Raw genomic sequence first — 19,114 nt, forward strand, 5'->3', positions numbered from 1 at the left:
AAACAACGTATACGGCGCTCATTTAGCAAACATTTATAGAATCTTATATTTTCGATTTTTTTGTATAATACAACCAACCTTGGTAAAAAGACATCTATTATATAGTCTTCCCATTTTTGGGCACATCTTTTTATTAAAATTGACCTTATTTATTTAGACGATATTCATTTTTGAAACGACTAAAAGGCTCTTTGTTAAATAAGGAGCCTTTTAATATACCTTCTGAGGTGGTAACTAAAATAATAAGCTAATTTGGATTTAATCAAGCATCTGTTCCTAAAGTCATGCCTCCATCTACGACAAGTTCAGCTCCGGTACAATACAAACTTTCATCAGAAGCAAAAAAAGCAATAGCTTTTGCTATATCGATTGGCTGTCCTATTCTATGAAGAGGTATCGAATTATAATAGGTGTTACTTCCTTTACTTTCTGAAAACATACCTGTATCTACACCTCCAGGATGAACCATATTAACTCGTATGCCATAATCTCCTAATTCTATAGCTGTAGCCTTTGACATAGTTGAAATCGCAGCTTTCGTCGAGGCATATAAAGATGATTGATTAATGGGCGAGAAAGAGGAAATAGATACGGTATTTATAATAGAACCTTTCTTCTGTCTTTTCATGTGTGATGATACAACTTGCATTCCTAAGAAAACGCCAATTTGATTGGTATTTATTAACGTTTGATACTCTTCTAATGAAGTATTAATAAATGGTTTACGTAAATACATACCAGCATTGTTTACGAGTACATCCACACATCCAAAAGATTCTACTAATTTATCTATAGCTGATTCCCAATCGTTTTTATTACTCACATCTAATTTGATAGGTATAGCGCTATTTCCTAATTCGTTAGAGACTTTTATAGCTGATTCTAATTTTCTTGATCCAACGCCAATCTTCGCGCCTAGAGAAGCAAAATACTTGGCAATTTCTTTTCCTTGTCCTCTATTTGCCCCTGTTATCAATACAACTTTATCTGTTAAGTTTGGCAAGTAAACCCCTCCTTTGTACTTAGAATATATCAATAAATATATTTTACAAGTATAGAAGATTATCAAACAGTTAACCCTTAGCGTCACAAAATTCATATCCCCAGTAGTTCTATCTACAGCATCTACTTTTCCTACTTCTTCAAACAATTTTTTTATACTTTTTGCATCGTTAATATCAACTTCTTCTTTATATAAACCTTTACACTATAAGCTTGTTTGTTAATCTTTTTATAAAACAAAATTAGATCAGCCTTGTTCGAAGTGTAAATTTGCACTAACGGTATTAATTTTGCTATATTGGAACTGAATCATAATGTGATTCAATCTGTCTATATGGAGTGATATAGTATGAATAAAATTGTAAAAGTCTTTTTAACAGGTACATTTGTATTTGGAACTGCATTAAGTGTGAATGGTTATAAGGAAGATATATCAGATAATGAAGCACAAGCAGCAACGACTCAATCTTGGTATACTTATAGTGGATACACTTCAAAAGGTGGCGATTTCGTATTAGATCAATCTTTTTATAATGGGCTGAAAGCTGGAAACGTCAAGTTTAATGGAATTAAAGTTAATAGCAAGTATAGTTCCGAAACTGGCAGTAAAGTGATTTACGATCAAACTTTTCATCAGGTAGAGGATAATACAGCAAATAATGTAGAATTTGATATACAAAATAAAGCAGTAAGTTTTCAAGATATACGTGTACAGTACGGCGAAAACTTTAAATATCAGCCCCCATTAAATGGCGATAAGAAAGCAAGCGGGGATGGACTTTATGGATACAAAGTTGGCGATGGTAATATTGTTTTTCATGTTAGTGATGGTTATGTAACAAGTGCTGTGGTTTCTTGATAGATTGTTTTAAAAACTAATGCTAGATGGTTAACATACAACAAACAATGATTATCTGTATATTTAAAGAATTTTGCATTCCTACGCACTATGATGTTATAATATATCTAACGAAGATTATATGCATATATGCACCAATCCCCTCACTACCGCAAATAGTGAGGGGATTTTTTGATGCGGCTTAACGTCGCCTTCTATTTATTGCGTTTACTACTAAGCCAGTAAGTAAAATACGCAACTGCACAATCACTAATGACTGGTGCAATGATGTGAACGAAGATCATAAGCATATTAAGCACCTCCTTCCGTCGAAAATATTGCCGGAAGTTAAGGCGACTTCATTATTATATCATCTGCCAAAATGTAATCCTATGTGATTCCAATAAGTTAAATTATATCAGCTCCACTTTAATATAGTAAAAGCCACACATCTTATTAAAAATGCGTGGCTCCTATTTTTCTATAAAAATTAATCATTATTTTAGAATATAGATTTTGACACTAGCTTAAACATCATAAATATATTTTATAAAAATCATTTGCATTGTTTCACTATTTAATAATATCAATTAACTCTTTCTTAGCTGCTGCTCGAGCTGGAATCCAACCAAAAACAATTCCTATCAACATAGAAACGCCTACCGCAATGACTACAGAACTGATACTAACAACACTCTTAATGTAATCTGGTGTAACCGCATCAACTAGACTAGCGATTAAAATACCTAGAATCAATCCAATAAGACCACCGAGCACACATAGGACAACACTTTCCACTAAGAATTGTAGCTCGATGTCACGACTTTTCGCACCAAATGCGCGTCGAATCGCTATTTCTTCCGTACGTTCAGTAACTGAGATGTACATTACATTCATAACACCAATACCTGCAATAAATAGCGAAATCCCTGCTACTGCTGCCACAAAGTAAGTAATACCATCAAAGACTTTGTTAATTCCTTTCATCATCTCTTCAGTGTCATTATAACTATAGCTTCCGTCAGACATGCCCGAACCATTTTTATTCAATTTATCTGCAACTTTGTTAGCTACTTCTTTTTTATTCGCATTATCGGCAATCGTTAATTGTAATGATGGAAAATCTTGCTGTAAATTCCCCATATATTGATTAAATGTTTGAGATGGCATGCTAACAGCTTTAGGGTTCATCATATCATTAACGATACCTACAACTTCAAAACCTTGGCCATCAATATACAACGTCTTACCTATCGCATCTTTATTAAAGACATCTTTGGCAATTTTATCATCAACAGTTACGACCTTTTTGCGTAATTCATTATCTTCTGAATTAAAGCCTTTTCCTTCTTCAGGATGCATTACTTCATCTTTTTTCAGAATACTGATATCGCCTTTTTTCTGCGGATTTGTCATTTTTGCTGAATAACCTTGATCCTCAGTTTCTTTAATTTTGGCATCTGACACGCCATCGATTTGTTTTACAATTCCTATATCTTGCTGACTAAAAGGATTGTTTTTCGCACTTTCTCCACTGCTTGTCATAAAACTGATCAGCGCTGAATTTTTACCAGCGCCTGAATCTGAGAATTCATCTGCCGCAGTCTTTTTAAAACCATTACCTAACGACATAATCGTTATAACGGCCGCAATACCAATAATAATTCCAATCATAGTAAAGATATTACGTCGTTTGTTTTTTAAAATAGATTTGAACGAGATGGCGATAATATTCGATAAATTCTTCATTCTACCACCTCTTCCCGTTGAACGCGTCCATCTAAAATATGAATAATACGGTCGGCTTTATCGGCAACTTTACGATCGTGTGTAACCATAATCATCGTCGTATTATACTCTTTATTTAACTTCATAAATAATTCCATAATATCCTTTGAAGTCTTCGAATCTAATGCCCCCGTTGGTTCATCGGCAATAATAAATTTAGGTTTATTAATAATGGCACGTGCAATCGCTACACGTTGTTGTTGACCACCTGATAATTTATTAGGGACAAGATGCTCTTTATCATATAGACCCACGTCATGTAATGTTTGTGTCACACGCTCTTTACGCGCTTGTGACCCTAATCCAGCGTATACCAAAGGGATGCTTACATTCTCTAAAATAGTATTATTTTGAATTAGTTTAAAGTTTTGGAATACAAATCCTACCGTCTTATTTCTAATATCTGAGAGTTGATTATCTGAAGTTTTTTTATAATTTTCTCCATTAAAAAGGTAATCTCCTTCATATCCACGGTCAATAAACCCTAATATATTGATTAATGTACTCTTACCAGAACCTGAAGGACCCATAATCGCAATGAATTCACCTTCGTTAATGTTGATATTAATGTCTTTCAAAATATGGTTCTTTTCATCCCCATTTTTGAAGTATCGATTGATATCTACAAGTTCTATCATGATGACACCTCAACTTTGTCTCCATCATTTAATGTACTTTTAGGATTTTTGAGGACTTTATCACCTTTTTTCAGTCCTTCTTTAACAAAAATTTCTCCGTTCACTTTATCAATCTTAAGACCACGTTTTTCAACTTTATTATCTTTATTAACGACAAATACGTTATTATCTTTCGTTAATACTGTTTTAGGTAATTTAATAGAGTCTAGTGGTACTTTTACTTCCATAGAATAACCTGCACGTACTGGAATATCTATATCACTAATAATCACTGTGTATTTAGATGACTCTGAATCATTACCACCGCTTGGTGTTGATTGAACTGGGTTTGATGATGGCATTGTAGCACCTTCTTCATCACCACTTCCTCCGGCACTTGCAGCTCCAGATTCACTCAACTGATCTTCATAGCTTTTAGGCAATTCTGCGATTTTTTTAATTGTCCCTTTACCTGTTTTACCATTACTTGTGATTTTAACGTCTACCTTGTCTCCCTCTTTGATTTTTTCTAAATCAAATTCTGAAACAGTCGTTTTGATTTGTGGTTCATTTGAAACTAATTGTAATATCGTTTGCCCATCCGATACATTTTCCTTATTTTTGATATCTACTTTACCATCAAATGCTGCGTATACACTGTCATTCACTTGTTTGTCATGTTGGTTTAATTGTTGTTGCGCTTCACTTAATGTACTTTGATCTTGTGTCAGTTTCTTTTGTAAATCACTATTGTTGGGCGCTTGATTAATATTTCTATAATCTTCATTAACTGCTTGCTGTGCTTCGTCCACTTTATTTACTAATTGTTGGCGTTTATTGTTGTTAACGTCATAGTTAATGAGTGAGTCTCCTTGCTTAACTGATTGACCATCATCAACTTGTGTACTTACAAATGTACCTAATTGACTATTGTTGTTATATGTTTTTACTGATTGAGGTGACGCTTTCCCTTCTAGATTAAGTGGACTTTCTTTCTCCACTTTATATGTATCGTATCCATTTTCATCCTTTTCATCGCTATTCACTTGTTTTAACACTAAAGCGATAGCTAATAATCCTATAACTGCGACAATCCCTATAAGCCACATCCATTTTTTCTTCAATTAACAAACACTCCTTATATATATTCTCACAGTAAGAATATCACAGTAACACAATTAAAAATATAAAGCATTTCATAATTAATAAATCAATATTCTTTTGAATTTATATATATAACAATATTGACACTTGAATTATTTTTATTTTTCACTGTATCTACTGCCTCCATTGTTTACATTACGGTCAAATATTAACGCTCATTTCAAACATATAATCATTTAATTTTTTATTTATAATTGTAAATTAATATTTCATATGTATATTAAAATGTAAAAATCAACAAAAATATTTCTAAATTTTCAGAATCTAACAAATTATTTTTAATTATTTTATGGTAAATTTAATTTATTTAGCATTTATATAAGGGGGAGGTTATTTGAGTTACTTCAATAAAGAACGCAAGCATGCGCCAAAGCCTAAGAAAAAATTTAAAATGCCACACATCTATGTCATTTTATTTATTTTTGGTGTAATCGCTACGCTTGCTACTTATATTGTTCCATCAGGTGAATTTAAGAGAATTAAAGGGCCTGAAGGCAGAGAAATGGTGGATGCTGATTCATTTCACTACATTACTTCTGCACCCGTAGGCATTGTCGACTTTATATCGATTATTCCTAGAGGACTTATTGAAGCTGGGGAAATCGTATTCTTTACATTAATTATTGGCGGCATGTTCATGGTACTTAGAAGAACGGGTATCATCGAAATTGCTGTTGATAACTTAGCACGTCGCTTTATTTATAAAAGTATATTTATTATCCCTGTGTTAACTACAGTATTTGCCATTGTGGCTACTTTAATTGGTACTGCAGAACTATCACTTGTTTATATTCCTGTCATCATTCCACTCATTATCGCTTTAGGCTATGATTCTATCACTGCCACAGCGATTGCTCTTTGTGGAACAGTTGTTGGCTTTACAGTAGGTGTACTTAACCCTATCAATACAGGATTAGCACAAAAGCTTTCTGGTATTCCAGTATTCTCGGGTATCGGTTTGAGAATCATCTTGTTTATCGTAGTGTTAGCAGTCACAATTATTTTCATTATGCGTTATGCTAGAAAAGTTCAAAAACAACCTACTTTAAGCTCCGTATATGAAGATGACTCAGAAAAAAGAGAGCTGTATCAGCACATTACAGAACATGCACCAACTAAAGCTACAACAAGACAAAAATGGGGCATCGCTGTTATCTTTGTCTTCTTTATTATTCTAGTTTACGGCGTCACTACCCAAGGCTGGTTCATGGTAGAAATGGCCGGTTTATTTATATTTATGGGTGTTATCGTCGGATTCGTTTCAGGTCTATCAACACAAACTATTTGTGAAGCTTTCAATGATGGTTTTAAAGATGTACTCATGGGTGCAATTATCGTTGGCCTTGCACGTTCCATTGCTGTAGTTCTTGAAGATGGCAAGATTATGGACACCATTGTCCATGGATTAGGTTCAGTCATTGATGGTACAACGCCAACAATTGCAGTCGTTGGCATGTATGCAGTACAAGTGCTTATTAACTTCATAATATCTTCTGGTAGTGGGCAAGCGTTGGTTACAATGCCAATTATGGCTCCTTTAGCTGATATGTTAGGTATTACTAGACAAACTGCTGTCCTGGCATTCCAACTTGGCGATGGCTTCACGCACATATTTTATCCTACAAGCGGTTACTTTATGGCAGCATTAGCCATAGGTGGTGTTTCTTATACTAAATGGATCCGCTTTTTCTTCCCACTCTTTATAATATGGGCAATTATTTCTATCATTACATTAATTATTGCTCAACTTAGTGGATGGTCTTAAATAACTTTTTATCACATAGTAGTATTTTAAAAATATAATATGCATGACTAAGTCAAAAATTGCATGTGCTATGATATTTATCGCAAAACAGTACGCTTAAAATAACACCATGCATAGAAGATAGAAGCGATGCTTAACAATCTATATGTCTTTTTGTGACAATGTTTAATTTCGAGGGAGCAAGAGATAAACTTATGACGAGTTTCTCCTGTTCCCTTCACTATTATAGGAGTTAAATCACACTACATTAAAGATTTTTATACCATGAGCTACTTTATTGGTAATCAATAATTACCAAAATCAATTTCAAAACCTAAATCTTCTATCATTTTATAATCTAATTTATTCGGCTGACCACCTGTAATAAGATAATCTCCCACGAATATTGAATTTGCAGCTTTTAAAGCTAGCGGTTGTAGCGAACGTAAATTAACCTCTCTACCTCCTGCAATCCGAATTTCTTTAGACGGATTTATAATTCTAAATAACGCTATGATTCGCAAACATTTCATTGGTGTTAACTCATCCATGTCACCAAATTTTGTCCCTTTAATAGGATGCAGAAAATTGATAGGGATACTATCCGCATCTATTTCTTTCAATGCAAATGCCATATCTATAATGTCTTGATTAGATTCCCCCATACCACAAATCACTCCAGAACATGGCGATATATGATTTTCCTTCATGATTTCTATCGTATCCGTTCTATTTTTGTATGTATGCGTAGTTACAACTTCCTCATGATAATTTTCACTCGTATTAATATTATGATTATATCTATCCACGCCAGCTTGCTTTAGTTTTTTAGCTTGTTCATCATTTGTTAACCCTAGACACGCACATATCTTAAGTTGAGGATGTTTTGCCTTAATTTCTTCTACTGATTTACTTATATGATCTATTTCTTTATTACTAGGTCCTCTGCCACTCATTACAATGCAGTACGTACCTATGTCATGTTTATGTGCCACTTCAGCACCTTTAAGAATTTGTTCTTCGGGAACTAATGCATATCTTTGTTTTTGCTTCATATCTCTAGACTGCCCACAATAACCACAATTTTCTGGGCATATACCACTTTTTGCATTTAAAATCATGTTCAATTTCACTTTTTTTCCATAATAATGTTTTCTCAAAATATATGCTTCATTTAGCAAATCTAATGTATCTACACTTGCGTCTGTATATAAATTCAGTAACATTTCTTTCGTCAACCGCTTTCCTTGTAAAATACTTTGAGCTAATTTCATATATACATCCCCTTTTAAAATATGAATTAAATATTATTTTTAAATTTCTACTTAATTCATCATAAAACTAATCAACACTAAATGTAAACCTTTTATATATTTTAGTTTACATTTAACTTGCATTAATTCAATATACTTCGTAATCCTCTTTATTTTCTATGACAATAGACAATATTTTCCTACTAAATATTTGAATGTTTTTAACTACTGAATGATAATTATATTACTTTACATATTATTAACGCGTAGGAGGTAATTCATGAGTTTAGCAGAAACTTTATTTACGACGGGAGAATTCTCTGAATTATGTAGTGTAAAAAAGCAGACACTTTTCCATTATGATGAAATTGGTATTTTAAAGCCTCAATATAGAAATGACAAAGGCTATCGATTTTACACTTTAAAACAATTAGAAATATATAGTGTGATTGATATATTGAAGGAGCTTGGTTTATCGCTTACTGAAATAAAGAAATTTTTAGATATTCGCTCACTACCTAAAACAATTAATCTGTTAGCTGACAAAGAAAAAGAAATAGATTTGAAAATCCAACAATTAAAACAACAAAAGCTAACCATACAAAATAAAAAGAATTATTTATATGAGTCTTACAAAGCTGACTTTTCATCTATAGATATTGTGACGTTACCAACACAATACTATTTGTTAAGTGATACTATCGGCGATGTAACACTTAAATCTTCATCGCATAAACTCATGTCATTTATCAATTTTGTAAAGTTTAATCATTTAGACTCTGGTTATCCTATTGGTGTAATTATTGCTAAAAATAATATTCAAAATGATAAATACACTGAGTTTACAAATTTTTATATTCAAGTAGAACAAAATATAGAGCAATCACATTTTACTAGAAACAAAGGACAGTATATTATTGCCTATCATGAAGGCCCTGATGAAACATTATACAAAACACATAAAAAAATTAAAGATTATCTAATAAACACTGGATTTAAAATGATTGGTGATAGCTTTGAAGAATATGTTGTTGATGAAATCAGTACTAATGGGCCCGATAAATATGTCACAAAAATTTCTATAGCAGTCGAAAAAATTTAACACTTTCTATTTTTCATAAAAACTTACAAAACCATTCTTGACTATATGGTAACCGTATAGTTTATATTTTTATATATGGAAAGTAGGTGACTGTTATGAATATTAAAAAATGGATAATCTTATGTTTGGTCTCTAGTGCATTATTTTTAATCGTGATTGACATGACAGTTTTATATACTGCTCTGCCATTGCTAACACATGATTTAGAAGCGACAGCTACACAAAAATTATGGATTGTTAATGCCTATGCTTTAGTAGTTGCAGGGTTATTACCTGGTCTAGGCACATTAGGAGATTATGTAGGCTATAAAAAAATGTTTTTACTTGGTTTGGTTATTTTTGGTGGTGCTTCATTACTAGCAGCAAGCGCTACGACACCAACTGTATTAATAATGGCTAGAGTGTTATTAGCTATAGGCGCCGCTACAATGATGCCTTCAACACTATCAATCATTAAATTAACGTTTAAAGATTACCAAGAACGTGCTTTAGCACTAGGCATTTGGTCGGCAATCACTGCAGCTGGTGCAGGTTTAGGCCCAGTAATAGGTGGTCTATTATTAGAGAAATTTTCATGGCCATCTGTATTTATTATCAATATACCTGTTGTGATTATCGTCTTAATTATTTCTTATATTTTAATACCTCAATACCCTACAAACAAAGATGGTAGTTGGGATTTTATAAGCTCATTCCAAATCATGGTAGGACTGATTACAGTTGTATTTGCAATCAAAGAATTAGCTAAACCAGATAATAATTTAGTAATATTATTCGGGGCTTTCGCTATTGGACTCATTGCTATAACTATGTTCATTAGAAGACAAAATAGATTAAAATTCCCATTAATCAATTTAGCAATCTTTAAAAACCCGTATTTTACTGGCGGTACTATTGTTGCTATTACAACTTCCTTTATATTGATGGGACTTGAATATATTCTTTCTCAAAGGCTACAACTTGTTTTAGGCTTAACGCCATTAAATGCTGGGTTAATAATAATGATGATGGCTTTAGCCTCACTGGTAGGCGCAATTTTGATTGGTATCATATTAACTAAATTTGGTACGTTAAAACTACAATGGGTAACATTACTATTGGCCTTCATTGGTATATCAGCGTTTTATTGGGTTTTACATGCACATTTAGCCATACAAATTATTACTTTAATCGTAATTGGTCTTGGTTTAGGCAGCGCAATGACCTTAGCATCTAACGCGATTATGTCAAATACGGATGATAAGAATTCTGGAATGGCCGCTTCTATTGAAGAAGTGTCATTTGAATTTGGTGGCTCATTAGGCATCGCAATTTTAGGCGGATTATTCTCTGTTTTCTACAGTTTATTCTTTAATTTTAATAATAATTCTGTTGATTTATCTAAGGTAAAAGGCAGTTTAGATGAGACATTGATCCAAGCCGAACAACTCCCTTTACCTATCAGCAAAGAACTTATTGATGCTGGCAAAACAGCATATGACGATGCCTTTTCGCTCATTATTGTTATAAGTATTTTATCACTAGCATTTACCATTATCTTATTGATATGGATGGACTTAAAACATAAACGATTGCCTGAATAAATAAGAACATCATAAGATTATAAAAAGCAGATGAAACGTTCAATTTATGAACATTTCATCTGCTTTACTCATGTTTTTATATCATTGTTAAACACAATCGTAGCTATCAAACTAACTAATACGCAATCTAAGCACACTTTAAATAAAGTAACTTCAGAGCCTTACGATAACCATTCTGGTTTACTAGATCCTCTAGGAATTAATGTAGTATGGTAATAACCAGGTGTTTCTGACATCGTAACTTGGTCAGTCACACCGATATAATGCCCGAGTGGTGTCTCAGATTCAAATTGGTCAGGATCGACAATTGCATGGGTATCTGTCGTATTAAAAACATCATTTACATATGCTTTTTCAAAAATACCTAGGGACATTAAATAGAGGGAAACACGACTCAAGTTAACCTGAACTCTATAACTGCCGCCTTCTTTTGCTCTTCTTTCTAACGCTTTAATCGCTCCAGTTTCTAACAACCATGATATGACATAATCATTCACAACCACGATTGGTGGTAGCTTAGGTTGATCTTCGGTACCTTCTAATGCCATAACACCCGTAGCGCTTCCAGCAGTTTGATCGAAACCATTTCTATCTGACCAAGGACCTTGATCACCATAACAATTAACAGAACAATGAATAATTCCGGGTCTTTTTTCGGCAAGTTCATGGGGAGTTAAATGTCTCTCTTGCATGAAACCATATCTTTTATTCATGAAAAATATATCTGCTGATTTTAATAGATCATCAAATTTTTGTTGATGTTCAGTTGAATGATCGATATCTAAATAAGTTGATCTCATGCCGATATGTGAAGTTAATAATAAAGTTTCCTCTTCTAGCTCAGAAGGTCTCCATACATTTAATACATCTGCACCATGTAAAGCTAATCCTCTTCCTAAACCTGCACCAGCAATTACATGACCCATGCCTAACGCACGGACGCCATCTAATGGTTGTTGAGGGTTTACGCTGAAGCTTTCGGGTTCTGATTCACCAATTTTCTCTATCGTAACAAGTGGTTCTTTAGCAATATATCTAAACTGTTCTTCTTCCATAAATTCAGGCAATGTTCTTACCATAGGCATCACGACGCCTTTTTCAGCAGCAGATTCTTCCAAATCTTTGGCATCCCACTGTTTAATCGCATGAGCGACAGACTGCTTGTTTGGTAATGCTTTGATAAGTTCAAGCGTATGTCTATGTGAACTTGGGTAAGGGTTTAATGGCATTACCCATCGATTATCTTTTGTTTGATAAAAGCTAAATCTTGTTGGATTATTTGGAAAATATTGTTGTTTAGCAGGAAATCCATTTAGTGTTTCCCATTTTCTTTCATAAAAAGGAGATAAACGTTTCAAAGCCTTTCTTATATCTACATAAATATCTTGTCCATTACCTCCCCTGTTTTGCCATAAGGATGCAAGCGCAACAGACTTGGCAGCTAAGCCAATACCAGCTAATGAAGCAATTCTTAGTGTACTCGGTTGTATTGGATCCTTACCATAGAATGTAACTTCCCCACCAGCATCCGCAGTTGAATAGCCAATATCATTCAATAATTTTTCTAGCTCAGAATTAATATCAAAATCATCGTCTTTATTTATACGGTTTTGATAATTGTGTAGTAACACTGTTTTTAAGTCTTCATTTAGCATTTCTTTTCCTTCTTTCTCAATAGCTTTATTTCATTATAGTTATTTCGTTATACTCATTAAAGTAAGCGAAAGTTCAAAAATATACACTTCGTTTATAATTGTTTATTTTTAAGGAGTGTTTTTTATTTATACGAATAAGCGAAATAAAACTCAAAAAAGCATTATAGCTTCGGCGTTGTTATTACTAGAAAAACGCGCTTTACCTGATATTACAGTATCTGATATATGCAACGGGGCTAATATCACACGTGCGACATTCTATAAATACTATAAAAATATTGATATATTATACAAAAATATTAAAACACAAACACTCAATGAATTATTTGGTAACCCTTATGTCTTCTTTAATAAGCATCAAAATATTTTAGATGCTCAATTGTACTTAGCAAACCAAGTTTTTCATTATATTATTCATCATCGCTATTTATTCAAAACTTTAATGCTCAATGACCCTATGTTCAATTTAGACATGTATAACTATTTTAAAGAAAACTACATTAACTTTTTAAGCAATACTATTGTTAATAATCACAATTTAGAAATTGATGATCAATTTTTATGTACATATATCGCTTCTGCCTATACTGGTATCATCTATGAGTGGGTGCTTTCTGATTTTGAAATGTCACCTATTGCTTTGACCCATAGCATGATTTTTATTAATTCAAATGGTCCAATAAGTGTTTTAGAAAAGTAAAATTCATTGAAATTTCAAATAATAATAAAGTTAAAATATTTTCTCAGTATTTAAGCAAAAATATTGAAACCCGATTAAAACGGTAGTATTATCACCTAATGTCAGTTTGAAATTCACTTCACAAGAACTGGACTATGAATATAAAAGACTAAGAGGAGTGTAAATATGTTCAATCAAACAAAACAATATATCAACGGAGAATGGGTAGAAAGTCACAGCAATGAAACAATGGATGTTATTAATCCAGCAACAGAAGAAGCTTTCGGTAAAATTGCTAAAGGTAATGCTCAAGACGTTGAAGATGCGGTAAATGCAGCAGATAGCGTTTATTTAGAATTCCGTAATACTTCAATAGAATACCGTCAAAACTTACTTAACGATATCGTCAAAGAATACGAAAATCGTAAAGATGATTTAATCAAAGCGATGACTTTAGAGCTTGGTACACCAATTACAACATCTGAAAATGTTCATTACGAAATGGGATTATCACATTTTAAAGCAGCAAGAGATGCTTTAGATAGCTTTAATTTCAGAGAGCGCAGAGGCGACAATCTAGTAATGAAAGAAGCAATCGGTGTAGCAGGATTAATTACACCTTGGAACTTCCCTACAAATCAAACATCAATAAAATTAGCAGGTGCATTTGCTGCAGGTAGTACTGTCGTGTTAAAACCTTCAGAAGAAACACCATTTGCTGCAATTATCTTAGCAGAAATCTTTGATAAAGTGGGCGTACCTAAAGGCGTCTTCAACTTAGTAAATGGTGATGGTCTTGGTGTTGGTAACCCAATCTCTGAAAATGAAAAAATTAGAATGGTATCTTTCACTGGTTCTGGCAATACTGGTAGTAAAATTATGGAAAAAGCAAGTAAAGACTTTAAAAAAATATCACTTGAATTAGGTGGTAAATCGCCTTATGTCATCTTAGAAGATGCTGATTTAGACAAAGCTGCAGATGCAGCAGTTCATAAAGTAGTTGGTAATTCAGGACAAGTTTGTATTGCCGGCTCAAGAACGCTTGTTCCAGAATCTATCAAAGATGCGTTCATTGAAAAAGTAAAAGAAAAAATGAGTGCAATCAAAGTTGGCGACCCTCAAGATGCAACTGTAGAGATGGGACCAGTTATTAACAGTAAACAATTTAATCAAATCCAAGAATTTATTAAAATTGGTGAACAAGAAGGCGCAACAATTGAATTAGGTGGAGAAGGTAAACCTGAAGGACTTGAAACAGGCTACTTCATTAAACCAACTATTTTCTCAAATGTAGATAATCATATGACTATCGCTCAAGAAGAAATATTTGGACCAGTAATGTCTATTATTACTTACAGCGATGTTGATGAAGCAATCAAAATCGCAAATGATACAAAATATGGTTTAGCTGCGTACGTGTATGGTTCAGATATGGACACTTTACAAAAAGTAGCTACTGCATTTGAAGCAGGCGTTATTGAAATTAATGAACACCCAAGAAGTGCTGATATGCCATTTGGTGGTTATAAACAATCTGGTATCGGTAGAGAATGGGGAGACTATGGAATTGAAGAATTCTTAGAAGTTAAATCAATTTCTGGATTCTTTCAATAAATAATAGTAATTAAAGCAAGATGCCCATCTGTTTTATATTTAAATGAAACACTAATCAAATACACTTCCATTTGAAATGTAATAAACCCCAAAAGCTGAACTTTAGAATTCAACTTTTGGGGTTCTTATATTATATATACTACAAAATTGTTTTTACATCATATTAAGTCAAAATATTTTTAACCACTTTCACTATTCCACCAATTATATTAAGGAATACATCTAATATGATAGTAAAAATACTTTCTTTGCTCTCTTTATTTAACTTTCTTTTTGTTTGATTACACATTACCTTCACATCCTTGTTCAAAGATTCCAAATTGACAATCATTAATAGCTATAAACCTTTATTTCTAGAGAATGAGGAAATGCTTATTTAAAATTTATCATAACTAAAGTTATAAAATACTCTAATTACTTATTTTTTATAATCCTTGCTTTTAGGATTCGGACCATATTGATTATCTTCTTTTTGCCCTTTTGAACAACTAATCACTAATGCAACAATTAAGATAACAAGATAAATAACTCCAGCTATAACAAATACGATATCTAGCCCAGTATTATCTATTTTCATAATATCTAGGTTTATAAAGTTATTTATATCCTCAAAAAAAGTAACTAAAAAAATGATAATTGGTATTAACATAGTCATACCTACATCATGAAATCTTCTAACTGTAACAGTGAACATCGCAATTGTAACTAATATATATATTAACCAACCAATTATTTCTTCTATTATAGTTGGAATTGGTAATATATATAAAAACAAACTTATCACAATATAAAGAAGTATATTCATTAAAATAGGATACCAATATTCTTTTCTTCGTGATCTACCTGTAACATTTAAGGCATTAATCCAAAATAACTTGTAGTAATGTAACATCAATTTGCACCTCTATGTATGTTTTATTAAACCAATAAAATCGAAACACTATCTCGCAACAATAAATATATAAAATATCATAAATTAACAATTAAACTTTAATGATAAAATGTTAATAGCAAACTAACTTTACATCAAAATTAAAGTTTTTATTGTATTTAGTTAATTTTTAATAAGTTGTTTTAATATATTGTAGCACGTGTTATGCTTTTTAAAAAGATACACTTAGGAGGCAATATACATATGGAAACATCTAAATTACCATTAGCTCAACATTTTTCAAATTTACGGGCTAATCCTAAATGGGCATTAAAATTACTTATTGCTGTTATCGTTGTGGTACTATCCACCTTGATTAGCAGTAGTTTAATTGACTATGATACATTGTTTAAAGACACTGGTTTAAGCGGGCAAGAGCTTGAACAAACGAAAGCCATAGGACAAATCACCGGAGTCATTAGTGGCATTGTTGGCGGCATTATCGGCATCAGTATTACATTTGTTATTTTCCTATTAATTTCAAAAATCATGAAATCTGATGCTAGTGCTAAATCTATTTTTTCAGCTACATTAAGCTATACAGTTATCACTAGTGTAATTGGACTTATCGTGATTTTTATTCAATGGATTGCAGGCTTGTCACCAACGGACTATGTCATAACAAGTCTCAATATTTTTGATAAAGGCAATAGCTTTCTTAGTGCATTCAACTTACAAACACTTATAGGCGCTTATGTATTTGGCGTAATGCTCTTAGCTACAAATCGTTTTTCTAAAAAATCAGCAATTATATGGTCTATTGTCTATTTAGTTATCTTAGTAGGCTTTGCATTAATTGGTGCTTCTTTCCAATAATTATGGAATCAGTAACTTTTAAAATTATAAATTTTTAAGTGCTATTTGATCTGCAACGCGTGGATAAGTAACACTAGAGACCTACGTGAACTACTTTTCCATTTCAACTCTATAGTACCTATATGAGTAAAACCCGAGACATAGATAAATGTTTCGGGTTCTTTTTTGTATTATTTAAATTTTAAAATCATAATAAAATACTTGTAATAAATAAGATGCTAGTAATTATAAATAATACTCCTGTCACTTTAGACTTTCTTATATAAGCTATGCCAATAGACATTGTGAATATCGCTTGAAAGATATTCTGGACATTATTTGTAAAATGAACAACTTCAAAAAGACCTAAACAATTAATGACAATAAAAATAATTGCAATAACGATAAATATAATCTCATAAATTTTGAAATCTTTATTTATACTCAAATAAAAATCTCCTTTATAAATTTATATTTTCTACATGATGACGCCAGAAAAAGAAACTTGTAATAATAATAACTACAAAACCTTTAATAAAAGTGACAAACGATTTTGTTTAATAACTGAATTACTTATTCTTTTCTGCTTCTCTTAATTCAATGCGTCTAATCTTACCTGAGTTTGTTTTTGGTAAGTCTTCTACAAACTCTATAGCACGTGGATATTTGTATGGTGCAACGTCTTGTTTTACATAGTCTTGAAGTGTTTTGACTGTATCATCAGTTGCTGGTATATCATCTTGCAAGATAACAAAAGCTTTAACGATATTACCTCTAATTTCATGTGGGCTAGCAACTACAGCACATTCTTTTACATATTCATGTTTTGTAAGTGAGTCTTCTACCTCAAATGGTCCAATTGTATACCCAGAACTGATGATAATGTCATCTTTACGTCCTTCAAACCAGAAATAACCATCTTCATCTAATTTGGCTAAATCACCTGTGATATAATAATCTCCTATTCTGGGTTCAGCAGTACGTTCAGGGTCTTTATAATAACCTTTGAATAATGCCGGTAAGTCTAACGGCACTGCTATATTGCCTACTTCACCAATTTCTGCTAGTTTACCATCATCATTGATAACAGTAACATAACTACCAGGAATTGCTTTGCCCATAGACCCTGGGCGACTTTCTGTATCTTTCAAGAAACCGATTAATAAAGTACTTTCCGTTTGTCCGTATCCATCTCTAACTGTAAGATTAAAATTAGCTTGGAATTTTTCTACAACTTCTCTATTTAAAGGTTCACCTGCAGACACTGCACTATGCAAATGTTCTAAGTTATACTCCGTTAAATTAGGGAGTTTTGCCATCAAACGATATTCAGTAGGTGTACAGCAAAGAACGTTAATTTTATAATCTTGTAGTAATTCTAAATATTTCTCCGCGTTAAATTTACCATTATAAACAAATGCTGTTGCGCCTGATCCCATAATTGAAAGAAACGGACTCCACACCCATTTTTGCCAACCAGGCGCTGCAGTAGCCCATGCAATATCGTCTTCTTTAATACTCAACCAATGTTTAGGCGCCATTTGCATATGTGCATAACCCCAACCATGTGAATGTACCACAGCTTTCGGATTGCCTGTTGTGCCAGATGTATATGATAATAAGGCAATATCATCTTTAGATGTATCAGCAATTTGTAATTGATCTATTTCTCTAACCGATTCTGAATCGACCGTATACCAATCATCGTACTCTCCACCAACGATAAATTTTGTTAACGTGTTATATTCTTTAACTGCTTTAAATTCGTCAATACTATCAGCAGTTACGACGATAGCTTTGACCTCTCCGTGTGAAATTCTATATTGTAAATCTTTTGTACGTAACATTTCAGAGCTTGGAATTACTACAATGCCCAATTTCAAAGCGGCTATGTAAATTTCATACGTTTCAATAGAACGCGGCATCATCACAAGAACTTTGTCACCTTTTTGTAAACCATGTTTTAAAAACATATTGCCGACTTTGTTCGCATTTTTTATCAATTGATCATATGTGATTGATTGTGTTTCGCCCTCAGCATTTTCAAAAATAATAGCTTTTTTATTTTCATCAGCTGTATATTTTTCGATTTCGCTAACGATATTATACGTATCTGGAGCGACTAAATCTTTTTTATTCATTATTAACTCTCCTTTAATTCTAAATCTATAATTAACGTATTTACATATGCAAACACAAACCATTAATCATACTTTCGTTAATACAAAGTAACCCTATTACTTAATAACACCATAATTCTAATCCTTCTCTATATAAAAAGATACAATTATGACTTTAACTATATCAATACCTTCCTATTATAATATGCTACTATATATACTTAAAGTA

The 19,114-nt window shown here is 32.4% G+C and carries 16 protein-coding genes; 7 read left to right on the top strand and 9 right to left on the bottom strand.

Annotated elements, in window-relative coordinates; genetic code table 11:
• Positions 1–262 precede the first annotated feature (262 nt).
• Complete coding sequence (locus tag J5E45_RS04665) at positions 263–1,003, bottom strand: SDR family NAD(P)-dependent oxidoreductase (protein ID WP_039069452.1); 741 nt, start codon at positions 1,001–1,003, stop codon at positions 263–265.
• 348 nt (positions 1,004–1,351) lie between these two features.
• Between J5E45_RS04665 and isaB the strand changes: the two genes are divergently transcribed.
• Complete coding sequence (gene isaB / locus J5E45_RS04670; RefSeq protein WP_208181684.1) at positions 1,352–1,861, top strand: immunodominant staphylococcal antigen IsaB family protein; 510 nt, start codon at positions 1,352–1,354, stop codon at positions 1,859–1,861.
• 194 nt (positions 1,862–2,055) lie between these two features.
• On the opposite strand, the gene J5E45_RS04675 is transcribed toward isaB, so the two are convergent.
• The 4 genes from J5E45_RS04675 to J5E45_RS04690 all read right to left on the bottom strand — a co-directional run bounded on the left by J5E45_RS04675 (position 2,056) and on the right by J5E45_RS04690 (position 5,369).
• Positions 2,056–2,151: a type I toxin-antitoxin system Fst family toxin gene (locus J5E45_RS04675; protein WP_107549122.1), complete on the bottom strand. Its 96-nt coding sequence runs from the start codon at positions 2,149–2,151 to the stop codon at positions 2,056–2,058.
• Between the two features lie 262 nt (positions 2,152–2,413).
• Positions 2,414–3,589 carry an ABC transporter permease gene (locus J5E45_RS04680; RefSeq protein ID WP_039069454.1) on the bottom strand — a complete coding sequence of 392 codons (1,176 nt, stop codon included), beginning with the start codon at positions 3,587–3,589 and terminating at the stop codon, positions 2,414–2,416.
• Complete coding sequence (locus J5E45_RS04685; protein ID WP_107549124.1) at positions 3,586–4,266, bottom strand: ABC transporter ATP-binding protein; 681 nt, start codon at positions 4,264–4,266, stop codon at positions 3,586–3,588. The genes J5E45_RS04680 and J5E45_RS04685 overlap by 4 nt, the downstream gene beginning before the upstream one ends.
• Positions 4,263–5,369, bottom strand: a complete 1,107-nt coding sequence (locus J5E45_RS04690) for an efflux RND transporter periplasmic adaptor subunit (RefSeq protein WP_039069456.1) — start codon at positions 5,367–5,369, stop codon at positions 4,263–4,265. The genes J5E45_RS04685 and J5E45_RS04690 overlap by 4 nt, the downstream gene beginning before the upstream one ends.
• Before the next feature lie 374 nt (positions 5,370–5,743).
• On the opposite strand from J5E45_RS04690, the gene J5E45_RS04695 reads away from it, so the two are divergent.
• Positions 5,744–7,174, top strand: coding sequence for a YfcC family protein (locus J5E45_RS04695; protein ID WP_039069457.1), 1,431 nt, complete (start codon positions 5,744–5,746; stop codon positions 7,172–7,174).
• 284 nt (positions 7,175–7,458) lie between these two features.
• Here the strand turns inward: J5E45_RS04695 and bioB are convergent, their stop codons facing one another.
• Positions 7,459–8,427 carry a biotin synthase BioB gene (bioB, locus tag J5E45_RS04700; RefSeq protein ID WP_107549105.1) on the bottom strand — a complete coding sequence of 323 codons (969 nt, stop codon included), beginning with the start codon at positions 8,425–8,427 and terminating at the stop codon, positions 7,459–7,461.
• 259 nt (positions 8,428–8,686) lie between these two features.
• Between bioB and J5E45_RS04705 the strand changes: the two genes are divergently transcribed.
• The gene (locus J5E45_RS04705) at positions 8,687–9,508 is read left to right on the top strand and encodes a MerR family transcriptional regulator (RefSeq protein WP_039069460.1); all 822 of its coding nucleotides are present in this window, start codon (positions 8,687–8,689) and stop codon (positions 9,506–9,508) included.
• Between the two features lie 95 nt (positions 9,509–9,603).
• Positions 9,604–11,091, top strand: a complete 1,488-nt coding sequence (locus J5E45_RS04710; protein WP_208181686.1) for an MFS transporter — start codon at positions 9,604–9,606, stop codon at positions 11,089–11,091.
• 161 nt (positions 11,092–11,252) lie between these two features.
• On the opposite strand, the gene J5E45_RS04715 is transcribed toward J5E45_RS04710, so the two are convergent.
• On the bottom strand, positions 11,253–12,746 hold the full coding sequence (locus tag J5E45_RS04715) for a CoA transferase (protein ID WP_208181688.1): 1,494 nt from the start codon (positions 12,744–12,746) through the stop codon (positions 11,253–11,255).
• Positions 12,747–12,861: 115 nt separating this feature from the next.
• Between J5E45_RS04715 and J5E45_RS14485 the strand changes: the two genes are divergently transcribed.
• Positions 12,862–13,446, top strand: a complete 585-nt coding sequence (locus J5E45_RS14485) for a TetR/AcrR family transcriptional regulator (protein ID WP_338061894.1) — start codon at positions 12,862–12,864, stop codon at positions 13,444–13,446.
• Between the two features lie 165 nt (positions 13,447–13,611).
• Positions 13,612–15,039: an aldehyde dehydrogenase family protein gene (locus J5E45_RS04725; RefSeq protein WP_039069466.1), complete on the top strand. Its 1,428-nt coding sequence runs from the start codon at positions 13,612–13,614 to the stop codon at positions 15,037–15,039.
• A gap of 418 nt (positions 15,040–15,457) precedes the next feature.
• On the opposite strand, the gene J5E45_RS04730 is transcribed toward J5E45_RS04725, so the two are convergent.
• Positions 15,458–15,931, bottom strand: coding sequence for a DUF805 domain-containing protein (locus J5E45_RS04730; protein WP_069792620.1), 474 nt, complete (start codon positions 15,929–15,931; stop codon positions 15,458–15,460).
• 243 nt (positions 15,932–16,174) lie between these two features.
• On the opposite strand from J5E45_RS04730, the gene J5E45_RS04735 reads away from it, so the two are divergent.
• On the top strand, positions 16,175–16,786 hold the full coding sequence (locus J5E45_RS04735) for a YIP1 family protein (protein WP_208181689.1): 612 nt from the start codon (positions 16,175–16,177) through the stop codon (positions 16,784–16,786).
• A 548-nt stretch (positions 16,787–17,334) separates the two neighbouring features.
• On the opposite strand, the gene mbcS is transcribed toward J5E45_RS04735, so the two are convergent.
• The gene (gene mbcS, locus J5E45_RS04740) at positions 17,335–18,906 is read right to left on the bottom strand and encodes an acyl-CoA synthetase MbcS (protein WP_101051062.1); all 1,572 of its coding nucleotides are present in this window, start codon (positions 18,904–18,906) and stop codon (positions 17,335–17,337) included.
• Positions 18,907–19,114: the final 208 nt, after the last annotated feature.

Origin of the sequence: Staphylococcus shinii (assembly GCF_017583065.1) — a bacterium.
Classification (GTDB): Bacteria; Bacillota; Bacilli; order Staphylococcales; family Staphylococcaceae; genus Staphylococcus; species Staphylococcus shinii.

Bases quoted from the DNA above. Each gene is read 5' to 3' on its own strand.
- isaB (WP_208181684.1), top strand. From the start codon at position 1,352: ATGAATAAAATTGTAAAAGTCTTTTTAACAGGTACATTTGTATTTGGA.
- J5E45_RS04675 (WP_107549122.1), bottom strand. From the start codon at position 2,151: ATGCTTATGATCTTCGTTCACATCATTGCACCAGTCATTAGTGATTGT.
- J5E45_RS04680 (WP_039069454.1), bottom strand. From the start codon at position 3,589: ATGAAGAATTTATCGAATATTATCGCCATCTCGTTCAAATCTATTTTA.
- J5E45_RS04685 (WP_107549124.1), bottom strand. From the start codon at position 4,266: ATGATAGAACTTGTAGATATCAATCGATACTTCAAAAATGGGGATGAA.
- bioB (WP_107549105.1), bottom strand. From the start codon at position 8,427: ATGAAATTAGCTCAAAGTATTTTACAAGGAAAGCGGTTGACGAAAGAA.
- J5E45_RS04705 (WP_039069460.1), top strand. From the start codon at position 8,687: ATGAGTTTAGCAGAAACTTTATTTACGACGGGAGAATTCTCTGAATTA.
- J5E45_RS04710 (WP_208181686.1), top strand. From the start codon at position 9,604: ATGAATATTAAAAAATGGATAATCTTATGTTTGGTCTCTAGTGCATTA.
- J5E45_RS04715 (WP_208181688.1), bottom strand. From the start codon at position 12,746: ATGCTAAATGAAGACTTAAAAACAGTGTTACTACACAATTATCAAAAC.
- J5E45_RS04725 (WP_039069466.1), top strand. From the start codon at position 13,612: ATGTTCAATCAAACAAAACAATATATCAACGGAGAATGGGTAGAAAGT.
- J5E45_RS04730 (WP_069792620.1), bottom strand. From the start codon at position 15,931: ATGTTACATTACTACAAGTTATTTTGGATTAATGCCTTAAATGTTACA.
- J5E45_RS04735 (WP_208181689.1), top strand. From the start codon at position 16,175: ATGGAAACATCTAAATTACCATTAGCTCAACATTTTTCAAATTTACGG.
- mbcS (WP_101051062.1), bottom strand. From the start codon at position 18,906: ATGAATAAAAAAGATTTAGTCGCTCCAGATACGTATAATATCGTTAGC.